Origin of the sequence: Oligoflexus tunisiensis (assembly GCF_001748245.1) — a bacterium.
In the GTDB taxonomy this organism is placed as follows: domain Bacteria; phylum Bdellovibrionota_B; class Oligoflexia; order Oligoflexales; family Oligoflexaceae; genus Oligoflexus; species Oligoflexus tunisiensis.
The window spans coordinates 5,062,023-5,079,485 of the sequence record NZ_BDFO01000001.1; the positions used below are offsets into that span (position 1 = coordinate 5,062,023).

A 17,463-nucleotide genomic window follows, 5' to 3' on the forward strand; every position below is an offset into this window, starting at 1 on the left:
TACCGAGGAGCCGCTCGAAAGCACAGTAAGCTCAAACTCAATCCTTGGCGCCGGCAACTTTGGCTTCCGGCTTGCTGTCATCGGCCTTACCCTTGCGGGCGCCTTTGGCATCAGCCTTGCCCACTTCCGGCTCTTTTTTCGGTTCCTGCAGATTGGGGAAATTGAGCTTCTTTTTCACTTCATATTCGATCTGATTTTTCAGCTCAGGATTGTTTTCCAGGAATTCCTTGGCTTTTTCACGGCCCTGGCCCAGACGCTGATCCTTGTAAGAGAACCAGGCACCGGTCTTGGAAATAATCTCGTGCGTCGCACCCAAATCGATCAAATCACCAATATGCGAAATTCCAGTGCCAAAGAGCACATCGAATTCGGCTTCCTTGAAGGGCGCGGCGACCTTGTTCTTCACCACTTTCACGCGCACCCGGTTTCCGATCACTTCCTCGCCCTGTTTGATGGACGCCAGACGACGGATATCCAGACGAACCGATGAATAGAACTTCAGCGCGTTACCACCGGTGGTGGTTTCCGGGCTGCCGAACATCACACCGATCTTCATACGGATCTGGTTGATGAAGATGACCGTACAGTTCGAACGGGAGACGGAACCGGTCAATTTCCGGAGAGCCTGCGACATCAGACGGGCCTGAAGACCCACATGCATATCGCCCATTTCCCCTTCAATTTCCGCTTTCGGGGTCAAGGCTGCGACGGAGTCGATGATCACGAGGTTCACCGCTTCACTGCGAACCAGCATGTCGACGATTTCCAGAGCCTGCTCACCGGTATCGGGCTGCGAAACCAGAAGTTCATCCAGGTTCACACCGATTTTTTTCGCATAGGACGTATCGAGGGCATGCTCGGCATCCACGAAGGCTGCCACGCCGCCGGCTTTTTGCACTTCAGCCGCAATATGCAGAGTCAGCGTGGTTTTCCCGCTGGATTCTGGTCCAAAGATCTCGATCACACGTCCCTTAGGTAAACCGCCCACTCCGAGAGCCGCATCCAGTGACAAGGAGCCGGTCGAAATCGCTTCAATACGACTGGCTTCCTGCTCCGCCTGCCCCAAGCGCATGATAGCGCCTTTACCGAATTGCTTCTCAATGGCGCTGAGCGCAGTGTCGATAGCCTTGGTGCGTTCGGCGGAATTTTCAAAACCCATGTTATCTCCTCTCGATAGTGTCGATCCGCTCCAGAGCCATGAGGGTTCCCCCTGCCACAGCCATGGGCATCAAAATAAAATGTACGAAGGGTATCACCAGCCACAGGCCAAAGCCTAAAATGGCAAAATAATCCTGTCGAGCTTCCTGCACTCTTTGTCGCAAACTCCAGCCTCGCCTTGCCATGGGATAATCATAGTAATCCCAACCTACCAGACTGGCCGTGATAAAAATCCCCAGAAGATTCAGACCCGGCACCATGAAGATCAGAATGGACAGTATCATGATGAGCAGGACCTTCTTAAGCTCCTCCGGAATATATTTCAGCGAGCGCCAGAAGGAGATTTCCTCCACGTAGCCACGCTTTTCCTTTTCCACCGTGCAGGACAGCTGCTCATAAAGCGGCGCCGCCACCACATTGGTTGCCAGCAGACCAAACAAAAGCGACAGTCCCAAAGCTGCCAGAAAGAGCAGGCCCTTGCTGATGTAATAAAGCAGGACCCAGAGCCACCCTTCACCTGGTTCGAACAGCAAAGTTCGCATAATGGCGGTTTGGTATTCCCAAAAAAACAGGAGCGCGCCCACCATCAGTCCCAATCCTACCAGAGTTGGGAGAAACAAAAGAAGGAACCAAATCGGATGTTGGCGCAGCCATTTGACTCCCAACCAATAAAGACGACTGCCGCGAGCCAACTCGCGGATAGGATTCATCATGCGAAACGTACTTTCCTGCCGCAAAGAGCGGCATCTTCAGCAACGGAAACCGGAAGCCGATACACAGTCTAAGCATTCTTACGGGAAAACTGAAGAGACATCCCATGCGAGCTTCCGTGGCTGAAGATCCATCACAACAACCATACAATGATATGGCCTCACACCCTTTTAAACGGTTTTGCACCCGACTTCCAAGAGAAATTTTGCACTTTCTCGCAAAGGTGTGGTGCCCATGCCTTGCGCTGCTCATTATGATGGCAAACACTCACGCAGCGGCGGCTGATTCCCCTGCTGGATGGCGCTCCGCGGCGCTGATGCCGTGGCAGCTCATCGGTCTCGATGCCGAATTCACACTCCGTCATCGCGAACAGATGCAGCGCATGCATCGCGCGCTCCAGGACACGTGGATACAAAATGCCCGTCCCCTGGATCAGGTGGCTCAGCAGGCCAGTGTGGGACTCTCGCTGAACGAGCAGCGCCTCGCTCATGGCATGATGGTGGGAGCCAGTCGAGCCGGTCTGACCACACCTCATCATCTGCAGCCCATCATCTGTCCGGTGGGGGACAGTCTGCTCTTTGCAGTGGAACTGATCAGCACCCATGAGGGCCAATTGCTCGCCGCACAGCAAATTCTGGTGCCCCGTGGTCCCTGGGAACAATGGCTCAAACCTGGTCCAGCCCCTGAGGTGCCGACGGCCCGCTGGCAGGAGGCTCTGCAAAATTTATTGAAAGAGGCCGGCACACCCCGATCCGCGGCTCGCGAAAATCCCTTTAAATTAAGGCTCGGCCTGCTCCGCGGCAGTCATGATGGGCGCAAGGGTTCGCATCTTTGTTTGAATATGCTGACCGCACATGCCCTGGCCCCTTCCTTCATCGTTCTGCCTCTGGTGGGTGAACGCGAAGCCGATTTTCTGCGGCGGGTGTGGACACTTCAGGAGCCTCCTCTGCGCGCCACTCGCGAGCTGGTCATGGACTGGGGCATGCAGCCCAAAGGTCCTGAGTTTCAAGCGGAAGCCCGCTGGAGCGAGGCCGTGCTCGGTTCCTCCATCGATTCCAAACTGCGCGTCCGCACCACCATTGATATCTCGCAGGAGAAATTGCAGCTGCCCAATGCCCTGATTCAGCTTCTGCAAAAGGAAGCGCAAAGTATCAAGCCTGACGATGGGCCGCAGGTCGCCAAAATTTACGGGGCCTGGGCTTATCTCGATCGCGGGCGGGCCTGGGGTTTGGAGATGAATGATCGGCTTTATCTGGATGACGGCGAGCGCCTGATCAAAGGTCATGTGGTCGCATTTTACGGGAGCGGTCTGGGTTTAAAATCACCGCGCGGATTTCCCATCCATGAAGGGGCCATTCTTTTTATTCGCACCGGACAAAGAAAGGTTCAGATCGGGGACACATTCCTTTTCGATCCCACGTCCTTTCCCACGCCCTGGCCACCGGTTCGCCAGCCTTCAAACGCTAGCGCGCCTTGAATCCGCCGATTGAAAATGTTCCTGCAAACGATTGAGCTGCTTGACATTGCCGACCACCCACAGAAGATCCTTTTCTTCCAGAACCAGGTCGGACTTGGGACTGCGCAGGCGTTCGCCCTGGCGTTCAATGCCCACCACCATGCAATCGAATTGCTCCCGAATGCCGGAATCGCGAATGGAACGATGCAGCACGCGGGAGTTGGGCTGCACCTCGAAGGGCCGCATGGAATAGGACGGTTCCTCATCGCCTTCGTTGACTTCCGGATGCCGGATCAATTCCGCATCAAAGCGTTCCAATTCCTCATCGGTGCCAAAGCACAGGATCACATCCCCAGGATAAATGCGCTCGGTGGGTTTGGGCGCGACGATGTCCTTGTCGCCCCGTTGAATCACCACCACATTCATCCCAAAACGCTCGCGCAGACTGAGCTCGATCAGCGTGTGGCCGACGATCGAGGAATGCGGTTCAACGGTAATTTCCGCAAGGTGAGCGTCCCAGGGCACCAAATGCGAATGGGACACATTCGGATCCTCCGCCTGATCCATGCCCGCGATAAATTTTTCCTCGAACCAGTGGTAGTACATTTCAAAGCGACGTCGGAAGAGGAAGAAGAGCACGCCGGCCACGGCAGCCGCCAGGACCAAAAGGAACCAGACCGAGAAGAATTCCAGACTGAAAAGAACGAGCACCACGACCGTTGCGATGCGGCTGATCAAAACAGCCAGCTGATAAGGGGCCCGGAATGCCGTGAGCATGGCCCAAATAAAGGGAGCCGAGAGCGCAAAACTCAGAAGCCAGGCCATCGCCTGCGCGACATCCCTTCGTTCCACATGCTCCGCCAGCCACGGATAAATCCGCGCGCCCCCTATAATAAAGATGGTGAGCACGATCACCATGCACGCCACCCAGCGCATGGCGCGCACATAGAAATCCTTGCTGAACGTCCCGCTGGAGGAGCGCCTTTGAATGAACGATCCATAACGATCCAGGCGGGACATGGCCCGGGGCGAAAGACGGCTTTTCAAAGTCTCCGTCAACCGGGGCGCGAACCTGATGAAATAAGGCGTGGTAAAGGTCGTGATCAGCGAAGCGGCCACGATGATGGGATAAAGATCCGGACGAATGGCTTTATAGTTCATGCCAAGCGTGGCAATGATAAAGGAAAATTCGCCGATCTGGGCCATGCTGAGACCGCTGTTCACCGCCGTGCCCAAAGTCTGCCCGGTGAACAGGCTCCCGAAGGCCACCGACCCCATCTTGCCGACAATAATCACAAGGCAGAGCAGAAGGATGCTGGGCCAGCTGCTGAAAATAATTTCAGGATCGAGCAGCATACCGACTGAGACAAAAAACACCGCACCGAACATATCCTTGAGCGGTCCCACCAGCTCCTCGATGCGATGCGCCTCGCGCGTTTCCGCCAGAATTGACCCCATGATGAAGGCGCCGAGAGCCACGGAATAATGGAAATAGGCCGACAGCGAGACGAGCGCGAGGCAAAGCCCGAGCGAGAAGACGATCATCATTTCGTTGTTGCCGCGGCGGCCCACGGCCCGGATCAGGCGGGGGACCACAAACATGCCTATCACCAGCCAAGAGCCCACGACCAGAGCCAGCTTGCCGCCCGCACTCAAAAGATCCATGCCGCCCAGGCTGGCTTTGCTCGCAATATTCGCCAGTGCGACGAGCATGATGATGGCCGCCAGATCCTCAACGATCAGGATGCCAAAGACGAGTTCCGCAAAACGTTTGGTCTTAAGGCCCAGTTCATCCAGAGCCTTGATGATAATGGTGGTGGACGAGACCGAGATCATACAGCCTAAAAAGATGCCATCCATCGACGACCAGTCCAGGAGTCTGGCGGTAAGAATACCGAGCATGATCATGGTCACGATCTGAATGATCGCAGTGAGACCTGCCGAAATCCCGACCTTGGCCAGACGACGGAAGCTGAATTCCAAACCGAGGGAGAACATGAGGAGGATGACGCCGAGTTCCGCCCAGACCTTGACGCTTTCGGTATCGACCACGGAAAAAACAGGCGGAGTATAAGGTCCGACGATAATGCCGGCCACAATGTAACCGAGCACGACCGGTTGCTTGATCAGACGGAAAAAAAATGTGACAAGTGCCGCCACCCCGAGAATAACAGCAAGGTCTTGAATCAGGGGAGCCAGATGCATAGAGTTCTCCTGAACAGTTGCCAAAACAAGGCCGGGCGGCAACTCTAACAAGAGAAGACGACATCGTATATATTTTTTTATGTCTCTTTCTGGCTTCTTCGAAGGGAATCAGCCCCCTCGATGTCGCTGCCCAGGTCCACCATCCCCTATATGTTACGGCATTCCTGGACCTGAGAGAAATTCCAGATGCTGACGCACACACGCGAGGCGTTCCGCCAGTGGCAGCGTGGACGGCGCGGGTTGAATTTTGAGTCCCCGGTACGGTGCGTCATGGATCAGCTGAAGAGCCGCCTGCACCTGATCCCCGGTGAGCAGGGAGTTCTGCGGCTGCCAGCTCCCCTGCCCGACTCCCTGGAGGGGCGCATGATTATCGAGCCAGGTTCCATAAACAGGATCATGGACCGTCACCGCCGAGAAAAAAAGGCCGCGCAGCACGCCTGCCTCTCGCGCCTTTTGCAGATGTTCAAGTGCTCCTTCCGGTCGCCTTGTTTCCAAAACGGAGCGTCCCCAGTTGATCGTCATGCCCAGGGATAAATCACGAAGGATGGCGAGTTCCGCCTCGATATCGAGAAAACCCTTCGCTGGAGTTTGTCCCGGCCGGAACGCATCGCAGTGTTCCACCCAAAGTTCCACCGTTCCCCAGTCCTTCTGCAAAATCTCCTCAAGCGATTGTCGCAACGCGGCGTCCTTCGCCTTTCCCGTCGGCGCACTGTGCAGCTCCACCGCACGCACCGCCGCGCGTCCACAGTGATCCTCCAAACGACGAATCCGGATTCTGATATCCTCAACCAACTGCAAAGCCGCCACCCGTCCCTCCGCATCAGGCGACGCGAGACCAAAGAGCGGCTGCAATGCGAGACTTTGCATCACGTAAGGAAGCGGCGTGAGGATGTAATCGATATCCCGCGGCAGACAATGAAGATGCCGCCACGGATCATCAGCCTTTTCGAGTCGATGCACGGGCAGTTCCAGCCCACCCAGCGAGGGCAGTCGGCGCACGTCCGCATAAAAACCGGCGGCATCCTGCTCCGAAAACGACGGCAGCGTCGCCGTCAGCGCATAGGCTCCCACCCACCAGAGCCGCTCCCTCGGATTCATTTGTCGTTTCCTTTCGTCCGATCCACCTTCTGGCATTTCACTTCAGCATCGGCAAATTTCAAACCCTTTTCGCAGGCGAAACGTCGCACGAGTTTTTTCGCTTCGCACGGATTGCTGCCCTCAAAGCTTTCACCACCAAACTCACACGTTGTCGGGAGATATTCACGCGTACAAAAGCTGTTGTCCGCACAGTCCTGAGCCTTGTTTTGCGCCACTTCCGAAGCGGCCGCCGCCGGCGCGGGGGTTTCCCGGAACGTGGCGTGGGCGACTTCCTCCTTGGGTTGGCTGGAACAGGACAGGGTCAGAAGCATAAGAACCAGAGAACCGGATACAAAACGCATGAATCTTCTCCTTGTAAAGACGGGCAAGTTCATTGATGCCCAAGACGCAAAAAGGACTCCCTCATGAGAGTCCTTATGGTTCTATCGCATGGAAAGAAGTTTAGAATCTCTGTGTCACACGTGCGAAGTAAGCGCGACCGACAACCGAGTAAATGTAGGAACTCGCTACGCCTTCGGAACCTGTGGCGTTGAGGTCCACTTTACCGCCGATCGTATCAAAGATGTTATTCACACCCAGTTGCAGCGTTCCATTCCAGGGCAGATCCACACCATAGACAAAGTCGTATTCGGTGTACACACCAGCTTTGCTATTCAGAGTGAAGGCATTCGCCGATTGAGGATCCTGATGCATAGGGGCAATGGTACGCGACTGCATGGTGAAATCCTGATCGGAGAGAGCCAGAGTCAACTTGTTGTTCCAGCGCCAGCCGGGAACGCCGAAGAAGCCAACCTGCTGACGCATCGGTGCATCTTCAGCTTCCTTGACCTTATAGGACAGCATGCGGAAGTACTGAACGTCGAGCGAAGTCCGCGCCCCGCCGAGAGTCAAGGTATAGCTGGCCTTGGTATCAACCGCACGAACTTCGGTACGACCCAGGTTTTTCGTGGGCAGACCGACTTTGGTCACGACACCGTCGGCATCCGTTTCCACGGGGTTGTCGAGAATGGTTCCGGCTCCAGCCGCACCGCCGCTCTGCTGATACCAGGCATCCACAATCTCCTGCAGTTCGTCACTGGAGAATGTATCCTTCAGGTTGATCCAGTAGTAGTCGGACACGATGTTGAAACCAGGAAGCGGATCCAGAATGATACCGCCGATGTAGTTCATACCGACTTCGGGTTCCAGTTCCTTGTTACCAGGCGCATCCACATAGATCTGGTGAATGTTGCTGGGACAGGGGTTGCCCTTGGCGATCTGGACATCGCACCAGTGCTGGTCCGTTACCGACAGATAGCCGCCACCACCGACCTGGTGCAAGGAGCTGAGAGTCGGAGCTGTGAAGCTGCTCGCGGCCCGTCCACGAACACCAAGGAAAGGCAAGAGAGAGGCTTTAAACCCGAGACCAAAGTTCAATGTACTATCAAAATCACTGTAGTGATCGAAACGCAGAGCGCCCTCGATGTTCACGTCTTTCACAACAGGAGCCAGGAATTCGGAATAAACCGAAGTGATCGAGCGTGAACCGTCACCACGATCCGCAAATGTTCCTGTATAGAGAGGATCGCCCGTGGCGGAGAACTGAGTATCCTTGTCATCCGGCGTCAGCTTAAAGGATTCCGCGGCCACGGAACCGCCAAAACCCAGACTGAATTGTCCGCCTGGCAGTTCCCACATGTCCTTGCTGAAGAAGACATCAAAGCTGCTGCTCCGGTTGTTGAGCTCGCTCGTCAGGTCGGTCATCGTGTTTTCGATCAGGCTGAAGTCACGGTTTGGATCAAGCGGTGTATAGATTGGATCGTTACCCTCATTAAAGAGGAGGCCCGACATCTCATCCTGATTGAAGATCTTCTTGCCTTCACGCTTCGAATCGCTGGACGCAAAGGACAGGCCAGCTGAGGATTTCCAATCACCCAGGTTACCGTCCAAATAAACACCTGCTGCCAGGGTATCGTAAGTGTTGACATAGGTCCGATCAGGAAATTCCGGCATCCGCGCATAAACCTGGAAAAAATTGCCCTGCACGGAAGGATCGATAATGCCCAGTTCCAGGGCTCTGGCTCGGGAGAAGAACGGAGGCTGACCCGTGATAGGATCCACACCATAGGGCAGGAACTGACCATCGTCAGATTCACTCACACTCCGGGAATAAGTCAGCAATCCGGAGATGGACCAGTCGGAGGGCAAGGTATAAGTTCCCGACAACGCGGCGTACCAATCACGCTTCTTTGGGTACAATTCGGTAGCAACGGTATCCCGCTCACCCGTACAATAGAGATCATCCGGGGCATTCGGATCGATGGGGGCTGCATTTTCCGCCGGACAATTCGGGCTTGGGGTCCAATTGCCGATGGGGTCGAAGTTGGTATCATTGGCCTGATACGACCAGGTTCCCGCCGGCGACGAGGAGATCGACCGCGAGCGTTCCGGAAAGGAATAGTTCAAATCCCGATCACGTTTATCAATAGGCGAACGGGCCCGATAGCCGGCCGAAAGAATCAGGCTGCCGCTATCCCCCAAAGGAATGCCTTGCGCGGCGGTAAATTCCAGCTCGTCGCCACCTTTGTGCTGCGTAAAGGTTTTGAACAACGAAATCTCACTACCAATCAGTTCTTTCTTGGTAATGATGTTCACCACACCACCGACAGCATCCGCGCCGTAAACAGCCGAAGCGCCACCGGACAGAATTTCAACACGGTCGATAATACCAATCGGAATGTTATCGATGTTGACGGAATCCAGACCACCGACAGTGGGAAGGCGCTTGCCGTTCAAAAGAACGAGTGTTCGGTTGCCGCCGAGACCGAGAAGGTCGATGCTCGCCGCACCTTGGACCACGAAGTTACTCGCACCCGAGAAGTTACCTGTCGGACTGGACGAGGCCGACTTGCGGAAAACGTCACCCAGACTGGTCACACCACTCTGCTCAATCTCCTTCTTATCGATCACCTGCACAGGAGCGCTGGTTTCGACATCAATCCGGCGGATACGCGAACCCGTGACTTCAATCCGCTCCGTTTTCTTCGTTGCGGTTTCCTGCGTGGGTTTCGTTTCCGTGGTTGTTTCCGGTGTCGTCTGCGCTTTGGCTTGCGTCGCGCCGAGTTCCAAGAGAACTATTGCCATGGGCACTATGCGATGTTTCATAAACGGCCGAGTCTCCTGCAAATATTTGAACTGAAATACACCCTCAGTGAACAAGATTCTTTTGACGAGTCTTCCGATCCGCGATAAGTCGTGCAGCCCTCCCCTCCTGGAACCTGGGTTTTACATCGAATTAAAACCGGACAGCCCATGCAACCTAACGCCAGAATATCCTCAAATGGCATATTTTACGGGCACGGGGGCAATGATTAGAGAATAAAGCCAGATTATTATAGGAACGTCCACGTTTTTTTTATTCAATCACATGTATGGCAAGGTAAACCGGGGAAGGCGCTTGAAAACAGTGTCGGGCCTCCTCGACTCAGGAGGCCGCGCGGGGATTCATGTTGCAGGCGATTCCGCACCTGTTCCAGGCGGCGGGTTTTTCATCAAGTCGAGCTTGTCGTGCTCATCCCGAGAGGTTTCGTAGGGCTTGCCGGTCAGCAAGGCTTTAGCAAAACCAGCCAGTTCCACCCAACGGCTCCCGGGGGCATCCCAGTACTCTGCTTTTTCTATGTAAACCTTGAGCAGAGCCAGGTGTGGGTCATCCACGCCATCGGGAAACCAGGACTTATAGATGGGTTTCCACAGTCTACGTTTTTTCTCGTCATCGTGAACAACTTCACCAAGCCCACTGACTGAAACAAATTGCTGGGACGCGGTGTTGCTATAGCTCACGTTCACCCGTGGATCTTCCGCCAATTCCTGCGCCTTCGCATGATGATCGTTGGTGAAGAACCAAAGGACTCCGCTATCGTCCGTCTGCTGGGTCATCATAGGGCGACTGCGCAGAAAATCTTCGCCCGACACGGTCGTCAGCATCGCAATTTCCACATCCTTGATCATTTTTTGCAGATGCTCCCAGGCCTGGGCCCTGGCTTCCTTGACTTTACTATCCATGCTTCACCCTTCCACAGATTTAAGAAAGCGTGGTCATCACGCGTTCCAAAACACCAATATGCTGCCGCTGACGGGTCAGGAGATCCTGGGTGATCAGGTTGCGCGCGGTATACGGAATGGCGTCATCCGAAGCCACATCCTGATACTCTTTCAGACCATGCTCTTCGCCTTCCTTGAGCGCTTTCAACGCGACCGAATCCCCGAGCAAGGTCGCCGTGCCTTCCACAGTACGCGCCCACACACCCCAGGCGCCGGAATCATGGTCCGGTGTCCCACCACACAGTGCCACCTGCTGGCGCAGGATATCCGCGGCCGAACGATGGTCTTCCGCAAGACGTCGCAAGGTATCGGTGGCGGAAGCGTCCTTCACGCGCTGCAAAGCCTGCTCGTACGTTTCGATGGCGGAAAGTTCCCCGCGCAGCAAACGATTCAGTTGTTCGACCGGTTGTTCGTTTTGCATGATTCACCTCCAACTCACGTCATTGTGAAACATTTCTGCCTCCAGAAATGCACGGAGTTTTTTATTGCAAAGAACGAGCCCAATTCGTTAAAGGTACAGGGATGAAGCCAAAGCACTGAAGGAATTTCAGGACAGTCTCAAGTCAACACAGGGAACTCTCTTGCGCCCGAATCAGCACGAATCCTAAGGTCGAGCTGCTTACTGTATGAAATAGGATGCATGTCATCGAATGACATTTCCCGCAATCCCATCGCCACTTTGCTTTTGCAGGAAATTCATGTAAGCCTTTGGGCACGATGGGATGCCATCACACCCCCCATCATTACCCATGTATCTTTGAACTTTATTACGTGTGAAAGGTGAATCAATATGCAGCAGAATCCACTCGGTGACATTGTCCAGCAATACCAAACAGAAATCCTTACCGAATGGATTCAAGGGCAGCAGGACAATGAACGCTTCCCTCATACCCGCATGGGTTTGGTCCGTGAAGCCGAGCTGCGTGAGCTGTGCAGGAATTTTCTCCAGTACTTCCTTCAAGGACTTCGAAGTGCCTCCGCGCCTGGTCTGCAAAGTCCGGAATGGGGGGATTTGCGGAACTTCCTCAGCAGCTTCGTCCGGGAGCGGGCCATCCAGGGTTTCTCGCCAAGTGCGACGGCCAGCTTCATATTCCTGCTAAAAAAACCGCTGTTCTCTCGCATCGGTCAGGCTCTTGGAAAAAATAGCGACAGCCTCTATCAGGCCATATGGACTGCAAACGAAATCATCGACTCCCTGGGTCTGACCGCGATGGAAGTTTTCCAAAAGGGCCGCGAGGAGGTGATCAACCGTCAGCAGCAGGAGATGATGGAGCTCTCCACCCCGGTGGTCAAACTCTGGGACGGAATTCTGGCCTTACCTGTCATCGGCACCCTGGATAGTGCACGCTCGCAGACCGTGATGGAGTCCCTGCTCCAGATGATTGTGGAAACCGGATCGAAAATTGCAATTATCGATATCACGGGAGTACCAACAGTTGACACCGTGGTGGCGCAGCACCTGATGAAAACTGTGGCAGCGGCCCGTTTGATGGGTGCGGACTGCATCATCAGTGGAATCAGACCCCAGATCGCTCAAACCATCGTACACCTCGCCATTGACCTGGGAGGCATTTCGACAAAAGCGACTTTGGCTGATGCGTTCAGGCTTGCCATGCAGCGGGTCGGTATGAACATCGTAGCGCAGTCAGGACGAATGTAGAGAGGACCTGCCGTCATGGAACAGATACCCATATTAAAGATGGGCCCTATCCTTCTGGTTTCCATCCAAGTCGATATGCACGACCGGCTGGCCTTGCGTCTCCAGAATGATCTGACTGAAAAAATCACGGCGACGGGAGCGCGCGGTGTCCTGATCGATATTTCCTCACTTTCCATGGTGGATTCCTTTATCGGTCAGATGCTGAGCAACATCGCGAGTATGTCCCGCATCCTCGATGCGGAAACCGTGGTGGTCGGCATGCAGCCTGCTGTGGCGATCACCCTGGTGGAATTGGGACTCACACTGAAAGGCGTGCGGACGGCATTAAATGTTGAACAGGGAATGGAGCATCTGCAAGCCTGGCTCAGGTCCAACCCAGAGATAGTGATTGATGAACACACTTAATCAAAGCGTACTGCCCATTCGTACCGAAACGGACGTGGTGATTGTGAGGCAAAAAGTGCGAGCCGTGAGCGTTGAATTGAAGTTCAGTCTGGTCGATCAGACGAAAATCGTTACAGCGGCCAGTGAACTCGCCCGCAACGTCCTCAATTACGGCGGTGGTGGGACCGTGGCGATTGAAGTTTTGATTCGCGAAAGCAAAAATGGTCTGCGCCTGACGTTTGAAGATCAGGGGCCTGGCATTCCGGATATCGAGCTGGCTCTACAGGACGGCTACACCACCGGTGGAGGTCTCGGCATGGGACTCGGTGGAGCCAGACGATTGGTGAATGAATTCGAGATCACATCGCGTGTGGGTGAAGGCACGCGGGTGGTCATCACGCGTTGGAAGTAGGACTTATGGAGGCCAGTTGGAACATACCGATGACCGACTCGTCGCAGGTCGGAGAAGTGAGGCGGATTGCAACAGCGCTTGCATCAAGCCTCTTATTTAACGAGAGCGACACGGGCAAGGTCGCCCTGGTCGTGACAGAAATTGGCAACAACATCCTCAGGCATGCGGAACGGGGTGAAATTCTTATTCGCTCCCTGCATGACGGCACAGGAACCGGCGTGGAAATTCTGGGCGTCGACCACGGCCCCGGCATGTCCAACGTCAATCTTTGTCTGGAAGATGGTTATTCAACTGCCGGCACCACCGGGATTGGTCTTGGAGGGATTCGGCGGCTCTCCGGGGCTTTTGGCATCGACTCCAGCAAGGATCGTGGCACCTGTGTGCTGTCCCGCGTTTATCGGAGTCATCCTGCCTTTTCCTCGTCCACGCCGCTCAGCTTTGACTGCGGAGTGGTGATGGTACCGCATCCCCACGAGCGCGTCTCCGGCGATGGCTATTTTGTGCACGAGACCTTTGGCATCTGCACAGCCATGATCGTGGATGGACTCGGTCATGGGCCGCATGCAGCCGAGGCGGCTCAGAAAGCCTGTCGCATGATGCAGGAGTTCGGGCACGAACCTTTGGATGATCTGATTCACAATATTGATTTAGCTCTGCGTGGGACCCGAGGGGCCGCGATCGGCATCGCTCGTATTTTGCCCGAACAAAGAGAGCTTCGCTTTATCGGCGTTGGTAACATTGCGGGTAGCCTGATTCAGCCTGATGGTTTATCCAAGAGCGTTATGTCTTATCCCGGAATCGTAGGCCATGAAATGCGCAAGCCCAAGGAAATGATTTATCCCTGGACCGAAAACGTAACGCTTGTGATGCATTCCGATGGCCTGCAAAATCAATGGACAGCCAGCCGCTATCTGCAGGTTCTGGCTTCAGAAGCATCCCTGCTCGCGGCCGCTCTTTACCGTGATTTAAATCGCGGGCGGGATGATGTCACGATTTTAGTGATCAAATGGCGACCGACGAGGAGCATTGTCAAATGAGTGAGACCTGTGACCCTCATCAAAGTTGGCCGATCTTTACCATGGACATTCGTTTTGAACAGGACGTGGTTCAGGCTCGGCAGAGGGCTCGACAGATTGCCTCCCATTTGCACTACGATTTGCAGGAGCTCACGCGGATCGCCACCGCCGTCTCCGAACTTGTGCGCTATGCTTATAAAAACGGCTTTACCCAGGCGACGTTTTCCCTGATCGGGAAAAAGTTTCGCATCGCGGTCTGGGGCTCCTTTCCTGATCAAGGCGACCTCCGGACCAAGTGGGCGGATAAAAGCCTGTCCAATGATGCCAAAAGCCTCGGCCTCATCGGGGCCCGCAAGCTTATGGATGAATTCAGCGTGGCTCCCCTCGGCCGGGGTATTGAGCTGACGTTAACCAAGGTGCTGCCGCTGACCTTTCCGGTGGTGACGCCGACCACCTTGATCGAGCTGCGCCGCAACCTGGAAGACGATCGCCTGCAGAATCCCTATGATGAAATCAAGCAGCAGAATCGCGAGCTGATGTTTGCCCTGAATGCGCTGAGGAATCAGCAGCTGGAACTGGAACAGTTGAACAAGGAGCTGGCCGAAACCAATCAGGGCGTGCTGGCACTCTATGCCGAACTGGAAGACAAGGCATTATCCTTGCAGAAAGCCAGTGAGGCAAAGAGTCTGTTCTTCTCGAATATGACTCACGAATTTCGAACACCATTAAATTCCGCAACGTCGCTTATAAGGATGTTGCTGGAACGTCAGGACGGTGACCTGACCCGGGAACAGGAGCGGCAGGTCGTGTATATTCAAAAAGCCATTGAAGACCTTGCGCAGATGGTGGATGACCTGCTGGATACGGCCAAGGTGGAATCCGGCAAGGTCAGCCTGCGCCTCAGGCCTTTCCATGTGAATGAACTCTTTGCTGCGCTGCGGGGCATGTTTCGCCCCCTGGCCGCGGAGCGTCCCGACGTTCAGGTGGTGTTTGAAGTCCTGTCGGAGCTGCCCCTGGTCGTCTCCGACGAATCCAAAGTGGCCCAGATTTTGCGAAATTTCATCAGCAATGCCTTGAAAAATACGGAAATCGGCGAGATCCGCGTGTCCGCTCGCAAACTGGACCCACGGCATGTGATCCTGGAAGTGTCTGACACCGGCATTGGCATTGCGGAAGAGGATCAAAGTCGGATCTTTGAGGAATTCGTTCAACTTGACACGATTCGCAGTTCCCTCGGCCATGGTACGGGCCTCGGCCTGTCGCTCTCCAAACGTCTGGCCCAGCTTTTGGGCGGGCGCATCCTGGTCAAAAGCGCGATCGGTTTTGGTTCAACCTTTTCCCTGGTCCTGCCCATCGCACGGCAGGACGATCTTCATGCGCCCCCCAAACGGGAGTCGACTTTGCCTTTTGAACCCATCCTATCGCGCGACGGTATGTCGCAGACCTTTCCCGCGCCTCCCCTGACTGATGCCATTCTGGAAGATGAGAGCGGCCGAAACAGTTCCCCATTCGCGAGAGAAATCACAAACGCCATGCGTGGCCGAACACAGGGCCATGAAGTTAGCTGACGTGTTTGTGCGAGGAGACCCAAGAAGATGCATTCCAAAGCCGCCAGTACCATACTCCATATAGACGACAAAGAAGCCAACCGATACGTGATCAGGCGGATTCTGGAGCGCGAAGGTTACAAAGTCCTGGAAGCCGCAACCGGCGAGACCGGACTGCAAATGACCCGAACCGAATCCCCCGATCTTGTCATACTCGACGTCAAGCTGCCCCGCATGAACGGCTTTGAAGTCTGCCAGCGCATCAAGTCCGATCCTGGTTTACGCTATACGCCGGTCCTGCACCTGTCGTCCTATTATAATAGAGTGGAAGACAAAGCTCACGGGCTGCAGGAAGGGGCGGATGCCTATCTTATCAGCCCGATTGAACCGATTGAACTCGTGGCGACGGTGCGGGCGCTTTTGCGCGTGAAGCATGCCGAACAGGCTTTGGCGGAAAGTATGCGCAAGGAACAGGATGCGCGCCATGAAGCCGAAAAACTTTATGAAGAGGCGAAGCAGGCCAACAAGATCAAGGATGAGTTCCTGGCGACGCTTTCCCATGAATTGCGCACGCCGCTGGCCGCCATCCTTGGCCACGCCGAACTGCTTCTGGCCGGCAACTGTCTGAACGATGACTACCGCAATTCACTCGAGGTCATCTGCCGGAACGCCAAGGCGCAGTCCGAGCTGATCGATGATCTGCTCGATATTTCCCGCATCACGAGTGGCAAGCTTCTGGTGGAACGGCTGGAAGTTGATCTTTGCAGTGTGCTCAAATCCGCGATTCAGGTCGTGGAGCTGGCCGCTTCGGTCAAGCAGATTCAAATCCACACCGAGTTTGCCGCGGAAAGGGTTGTGGTCTCGGGGGACCAGGCGCGCCTGCAGCAGGTGTTTTGGAACCTCCTGTCCAACGCTGTGAAATTCACCGAACGCGGGGGTTCGGTGCACGTGAAACTCGCAGCGATCGGCTCCAACGTTGCCGTATCCGTGACCGACAGCGGCATGGGTATCGCGCCGAATTTTTTACCGCACGTCTTTGAGCGCTTTCGTCAGGAAAACGCCTCCACAACCAAGACCCACGGCGGACTGGGCCTGGGTCTGGCGATCTGCAAACACCTCGTTGAGCTGCACGGCGGCATGATCGAGGTGGAAAGTGAAGGCCTCGGCCGGGGAGCGACCTTTACCGTGCGTCTGCCCATGGCTCTGGATCTGCCTCTGGTGCAGACGCCGGTTCCGACTCTGCATACCGGCGAGGATGTGCTGAGCCAGGTGCAAAGCCTCAGGCGGCTCGATGCCACCAAACCGCTTTCCAATTATCATATCGTCGTGATTGATGATTCCGAGGACACCTGCACCCTGACCGCCAAGATTCTGGAACGGGTCGGGGCGCATATTGAAAAGTTTTCGTCGGTCAAGTCAGCGATCAGCTATCTGACAGAAACCAAGCAGTGGCCGAACCTTTGCATCTGCGATATCGCGATGCCGGATGAGGATGGTTACAGTTTCATTCGCAAGCTGCGCAAGCTCGATATCAATGGGGAAACCCTGCCGGCTATCGCCCTCACGGCCTATGCGCGCCTGGAGGATAGCATCGCCGCACGGCAGAACGGTTTCAATGCACATCTGGCCAAGCCGGTGATGCCCTCGAAACTGGTGGCGACGATCCTGAATCTGACCCAATAGACGCGGAGGCGACGCGCCTCATGCAAAAAGAGGCCGTACCCTTTTGGGATACG

15 protein-coding genes are annotated in these 17,463 nt (G+C 55.1%); 7 read left to right on the forward strand and 8 right to left on the reverse strand.

The window, feature by feature from the left end:
* Positions 1 to 37: 37 nt before the first annotated feature.
* Positions 38 to 1,159 carry a recombinase RecA gene (gene recA / locus OLTU_RS20840; protein ID WP_141734680.1) on the reverse strand — a complete coding sequence of 374 codons (1,122 nt, stop codon included), beginning with the start codon at positions 1,157 to 1,159 and terminating at the stop codon, positions 38 to 40.
* A gap of 1 nt (position 1,160) precedes the next feature.
* Positions 1,161 to 1,871: an EI24 domain-containing protein gene (locus OLTU_RS20845; protein ID WP_141734681.1), complete on the reverse strand. Its 711-nt coding sequence runs from the start codon at positions 1,869 to 1,871 to the stop codon at positions 1,161 to 1,163.
* Between the two features lie 251 nt (positions 1,872 to 2,122).
* Between OLTU_RS20845 and OLTU_RS20850 the strand changes: the two genes are divergently transcribed.
* Positions 2,123 to 3,346 (forward strand): hypothetical protein, encoded by a 1,224-nt coding sequence (locus tag OLTU_RS20850; protein ID WP_218110169.1) that lies wholly within the window; start codon positions 2,123 to 2,125, stop codon positions 3,344 to 3,346.
* Here OLTU_RS20850 and OLTU_RS20855 read toward each other — a convergent pair.
* The 6 genes from OLTU_RS20855 to OLTU_RS20880 all read right to left on the reverse strand — a co-directional run bounded on the left by OLTU_RS20855 (position 3,326) and on the right by OLTU_RS20880 (position 11,129).
* Positions 3,326 to 5,530, reverse strand: a complete 2,205-nt coding sequence (locus tag OLTU_RS20855; protein ID WP_141734683.1) for a cation:proton antiporter domain-containing protein — start codon at positions 5,528 to 5,530, stop codon at positions 3,326 to 3,328. The genes OLTU_RS20850 and OLTU_RS20855 overlap by 21 nt on opposite strands.
* Positions 5,531 to 5,683: 153 nt before the next feature.
* The gene (locus tag OLTU_RS20860; protein WP_176736816.1) at positions 5,684 to 6,628 is read right to left on the reverse strand and encodes a DUF4862 family protein; all 945 of its coding nucleotides are present in this window, start codon (positions 6,626 to 6,628) and stop codon (positions 5,684 to 5,686) included.
* Positions 6,625 to 6,969 (reverse strand): hypothetical protein, encoded by a 345-nt coding sequence (locus OLTU_RS20865; RefSeq protein ID WP_141734685.1) that lies wholly within the window; start codon positions 6,967 to 6,969, stop codon positions 6,625 to 6,627. The genes OLTU_RS20860 and OLTU_RS20865 overlap by 4 nt, the downstream gene beginning before the upstream one ends.
* 100 nt (positions 6,970 to 7,069) lie before the next feature.
* Positions 7,070 to 9,772: a TonB-dependent receptor plug domain-containing protein gene (locus OLTU_RS20870; protein WP_141734686.1), complete on the reverse strand. Its 2,703-nt coding sequence runs from the start codon at positions 9,770 to 9,772 to the stop codon at positions 7,070 to 7,072.
* A 339-nt stretch (positions 9,773 to 10,111) separates the two neighbouring features.
* A complete protein-coding gene (locus OLTU_RS20875; protein ID WP_141734687.1) occupies positions 10,112 to 10,669 on the reverse strand; it encodes a pyridoxamine 5'-phosphate oxidase family protein in 558 nt (185 codons plus the stop codon).
* 19 nt (positions 10,670 to 10,688) lie between these two features.
* Positions 10,689 to 11,129, reverse strand: a complete 441-nt coding sequence (locus tag OLTU_RS20880; RefSeq protein ID WP_141734688.1) for a PA2169 family four-helix-bundle protein — start codon at positions 11,127 to 11,129, stop codon at positions 10,689 to 10,691.
* 369 nt (positions 11,130 to 11,498) lie between these two features.
* Here OLTU_RS20880 and OLTU_RS20885 point away from each other — a divergent pair, with 369 nt between their 5' ends.
* Genes OLTU_RS20885 through OLTU_RS20910 form a run of 6 tightly spaced genes read left to right on the forward strand, consistent with a single transcriptional unit; the run spans position 11,499 to position 17,410 of the window.
* Complete coding sequence (locus OLTU_RS20885) at positions 11,499 to 12,368, forward strand: STAS domain-containing protein (RefSeq protein WP_141734689.1); 870 nt, start codon at positions 11,499 to 11,501, stop codon at positions 12,366 to 12,368.
* 15 nt (positions 12,369 to 12,383) lie between these two features.
* Entirely contained in the window at positions 12,384 to 12,773 is a 390-nt protein-coding gene (locus OLTU_RS20890; protein WP_141734690.1) for an STAS domain-containing protein, read from the forward strand.
* On the forward strand, positions 12,760 to 13,164 hold the full coding sequence (locus OLTU_RS20895; RefSeq protein WP_141734691.1) for an anti-sigma regulatory factor: 405 nt from the start codon (positions 12,760 to 12,762) through the stop codon (positions 13,162 to 13,164). Before OLTU_RS20890 ends, OLTU_RS20895 begins: the two co-directional genes overlap by 14 nt.
* Positions 13,165 to 13,193: 29 nt before the next feature.
* Positions 13,194 to 14,201, forward strand: a complete 1,008-nt coding sequence (locus OLTU_RS20900) for an ATP-binding SpoIIE family protein phosphatase (protein WP_218110170.1) — start codon at positions 13,194 to 13,196, stop codon at positions 14,199 to 14,201.
* Positions 14,198 to 15,748, forward strand: a complete 1,551-nt coding sequence (locus OLTU_RS20905) for a sensor histidine kinase (RefSeq protein WP_176736817.1) — start codon at positions 14,198 to 14,200, stop codon at positions 15,746 to 15,748. The genes OLTU_RS20900 and OLTU_RS20905 overlap by 4 nt, the downstream gene beginning before the upstream one ends.
* A gap of 27 nt (positions 15,749 to 15,775) precedes the next feature.
* The gene (locus OLTU_RS20910) at positions 15,776 to 17,410 is read left to right on the forward strand and encodes a response regulator (protein WP_141734694.1); all 1,635 of its coding nucleotides are present in this window, start codon (positions 15,776 to 15,778) and stop codon (positions 17,408 to 17,410) included.
* Positions 17,411 to 17,463 lie beyond the last annotated feature (53 nt).

What these genes read in the sequence shown, in the direction of transcription:
- OLTU_RS20860 (WP_176736816.1), bottom strand. Translation starts at nt 6,628, where the DNA reads ATGAATCCGAGGGAGCGGCTCTGGTGGGTGGGAGCCTATGCGCTGACG.
- OLTU_RS20875 (WP_141734687.1), bottom strand. Translation starts at nt 10,669, where the DNA reads ATGGATAGTAAAGTCAAGGAAGCCAGGGCCCAGGCCTGGGAGCATCTG.
- OLTU_RS20855 (WP_141734683.1), bottom strand. Translation starts at nt 5,530, where the DNA reads ATGCATCTGGCTCCCCTGATTCAAGACCTTGCTGTTATTCTCGGGGTG.
- OLTU_RS20890 (WP_141734690.1), top strand. Translation starts at nt 12,384, where the DNA reads ATGGAACAGATACCCATATTAAAGATGGGCCCTATCCTTCTGGTTTCC.
- OLTU_RS20905 (WP_176736817.1), top strand. Translation starts at nt 14,198, where the DNA reads ATGAGTGAGACCTGTGACCCTCATCAAAGTTGGCCGATCTTTACCATG.
- OLTU_RS20900 (WP_218110170.1), top strand. Translation starts at nt 13,194, where the DNA reads ATGACCGACTCGTCGCAGGTCGGAGAAGTGAGGCGGATTGCAACAGCG.
- OLTU_RS20880 (WP_141734688.1), bottom strand. Translation starts at nt 11,129, where the DNA reads ATGCAAAACGAACAACCGGTCGAACAACTGAATCGTTTGCTGCGCGGG.
- OLTU_RS20865 (WP_141734685.1), bottom strand. Translation starts at nt 6,969, where the DNA reads ATGCGTTTTGTATCCGGTTCTCTGGTTCTTATGCTTCTGACCCTGTCC.
- OLTU_RS20885 (WP_141734689.1), top strand. Translation starts at nt 11,499, where the DNA reads ATGCAGCAGAATCCACTCGGTGACATTGTCCAGCAATACCAAACAGAA.
- OLTU_RS20870 (WP_141734686.1), bottom strand. Translation starts at nt 9,772, where the DNA reads ATGAAACATCGCATAGTGCCCATGGCAATAGTTCTCTTGGAACTCGGC.
- OLTU_RS20845 (WP_141734681.1), bottom strand. Translation starts at nt 1,871, where the DNA reads ATGATGAATCCTATCCGCGAGTTGGCTCGCGGCAGTCGTCTTTATTGG.
- recA (WP_141734680.1), bottom strand. Translation starts at nt 1,159, where the DNA reads ATGGGTTTTGAAAATTCCGCCGAACGCACCAAGGCTATCGACACTGCG.
- OLTU_RS20910 (WP_141734694.1), top strand. Translation starts at nt 15,776, where the DNA reads ATGCATTCCAAAGCCGCCAGTACCATACTCCATATAGACGACAAAGAA.
- OLTU_RS20850 (WP_218110169.1), top strand. Translation starts at nt 2,123, where the DNA reads ATGATGGCAAACACTCACGCAGCGGCGGCTGATTCCCCTGCTGGATGG.
- OLTU_RS20895 (WP_141734691.1), top strand. Translation starts at nt 12,760, where the DNA reads ATGAACACACTTAATCAAAGCGTACTGCCCATTCGTACCGAAACGGAC.